Annotated in this window: 2 protein-coding genes; one reads left to right on the forward strand and one right to left on the reverse strand. The window is 69.4% G+C overall.

What is annotated here, in order from left to right; all coding sequences use genetic code 11:
- Nucleotides 1-483 (forward strand): ABC transporter ATP-binding protein (locus tag HUK84_RS15615; RefSeq protein ID WP_374729373.1); only part of this gene is annotated, 483 nt, incomplete at its 5' end.
- Nucleotides 484-523: 40 nt separating this feature from the next.
- On the opposite strand, the gene HUK84_RS15620 is transcribed toward HUK84_RS15615, so the two are convergent.
- A partial coding sequence (locus HUK84_RS15620; protein WP_176641107.1) for an MGH1-like glycoside hydrolase domain-containing protein occupies nt 524-2,167 on the reverse strand: 1,644 nt, incomplete at its 5' end.

Here is a 2,167-nt window from a genome sequence, read left to right on the forward strand (position 1 = left end):
AAACACTTAACCTACACGAACATCTACCTAAATGACCCGTCGGCGGGCATGAATCCCGAACTGACGGGGCGCGAGAACATCGCCCTGCGCGGGCGGCAGATGGGCCTGGACGGCGCCGCCCTGCGCCGGCTGGAAGAGGATGTCGAAACCTTCGCCGAGCTGGGCCCCTTCATGGACCTGCCGGTGCGGCTCTGCTCGACGGGCATGGGCGTGCGGCTCAGCTTCGGGCTGGCCACCGCCGTCGCGCCGCAGATCCTGCTGATGGACGAATGGTTCCTGGCCGGCGACGCCCTGTTCCGCGAAAAGGCGCGGGCGCGCATGACCGGGGTGATCCAGGGCGCGGACATCCTGGTGGTGACGTCCCACGCCCTGTCGACCATGCGCGAATGGTGTACGCGCGTGCTGTGGATGGAACATGGCCGCGTGCGCATGGACGGCCCGGCCGAACTGGTGCTGGACGCCTACGCGGCCGGGCGCGACTGACGGCTCATCGGGCGGCCCCGTCGAGGGGGCGCCCGCCCGGTCAGCTTGCGATCTGCACGCGGATCGACTCCGTGCGCTCGACCACGTTGATCGCGACTTCCTCGCCCGCCCGCACCAGGCGCACCGTGACCCGCTCGCCGCCGACCTCCAGGTTGTACAGCGTCATTTCCTGCAGGAACTCGGGCAGGCGCGGCCGTTCGAAATGCACCGCCACCGCCGCCGGATCGAACCCGAGCCCCAGCGTGGACTGGATCAGCGCCGGCAGGGTGGCCGCCGCCCAGGCCTGCGGCGAGCACGCGACCGGATAGCGCACGGGCCCTTCGGCCCGGTTGCGGGTAAAGCCGCAGAACAGCTCCGGCAGCCGGCGCAGGTCGGTATAGAACGCGGCGTCGAACATGCCGCGGAACAGGCGCTCGGCCTCGTTGCGATAGCCGTGGCGCGCCAGGCCCAGCCCGATCAGCGCATTGTCGTGCGGCCAGACCGACCCGTTGTGATAGGCCATCGGGTTATAGCGCGCCTCGCCCTCGGGAATGGTGCGGATGCCCCAGCCCGTGAAGGACGACCGGTGCATCAGTCCCTCGACCACGCACGGCACGCGATCCGGCGTCGCGATGTCGGTCAGCAGGATGTGCCCGGCATTGGACGACCGTACGCGGCAGGGCCGCTTCTGCCCGTCCAGCGCCAGCGCATAGGTGCCCAGTTCCTCGATCCAGAACCGGGCGTTGAAGGCCACGCGCAGGGATTCGGCATGCTGGTCCTGCCGGTCGGCATAGGCCGTCTTGCCCAGCCGGCGCCCGATGACGGCGGCGGCCCGCCGCGCGGCATAGACATAGGCCTGGACCTCGCACAGCGCGATCGGGCCCTCGGCCAGCGTGCCGTCCGCGTGGAAGACGCTGTCCCAGCTATCCTTCCAGCCCTGGTTGACCAGCCCTTCCTTGTTGCGGCGGCCATATTCCACGAACCCGTCGCCGTCGCGGTCGCCATAGCGGTCGATCCATTCGATGGCGCGCTCGATATTCGGCCAGATGGTGGTCAGCAGCGTGACGTCGCCCGTGCGTTCCAGGTATTGGCCGGCCAGCATGACGAACAGCGGCGTGGAATCGATCGACCCGTAATAATGGCGGAACGGCACCTCGCCCAGCTCGGCCATCTCGCCGTGGCGGACCTCGTGCAGGATCTTGCCCGGCTCGGCGTCGGCCACCGGGTCCTCGATATGGGCCTGGTGGCGGGCCAGGTAATTCAGCACCCCGCGCGCGATCTCGGGGTCCAGCCACAGGGTCAGCATCGCGGTGATCAGCGCGTCGCGGCCGAAGGCGGTGCTGAACCACGGCACCCCGGCATAGGGGTACGGGCCCGTCTTCTTGTCGGTCAGCAGCATGTAGATGTCGCAGATGCAGCGACGGATGGCCTCGTTGAAGATCTCGTTCGAGGTGGCGATCGCTGCCGCGCGGGACGAGGACAGGCGCAGCGCGCGCCGCGCCTCGACCGCCCCGGACAGGAAGCGCCGGTTCGGCCGGGCCTCGTGCTGGCCGTCGGGGTCGCATTCGACCTCGTAATGGATCAGCACCCGCTTGCCCGGCGCCAGGTCGAAGCGAAAGGCGGCATGCCGGGCATCCAGCGATGCCGGCGGCGGCCAGAAGCGCAGTTGCGTGGTGCGCCGGCGGCCGTCCAGCCCGTCATAGGC

It is taken from the genome of Nguyenibacter vanlangensis (assembly GCF_013376155.1).
GTDB classification, from domain to species: domain Bacteria; phylum Pseudomonadota; class Alphaproteobacteria; order Acetobacterales; family Acetobacteraceae; genus Gluconacetobacter; species Gluconacetobacter vanlangensis.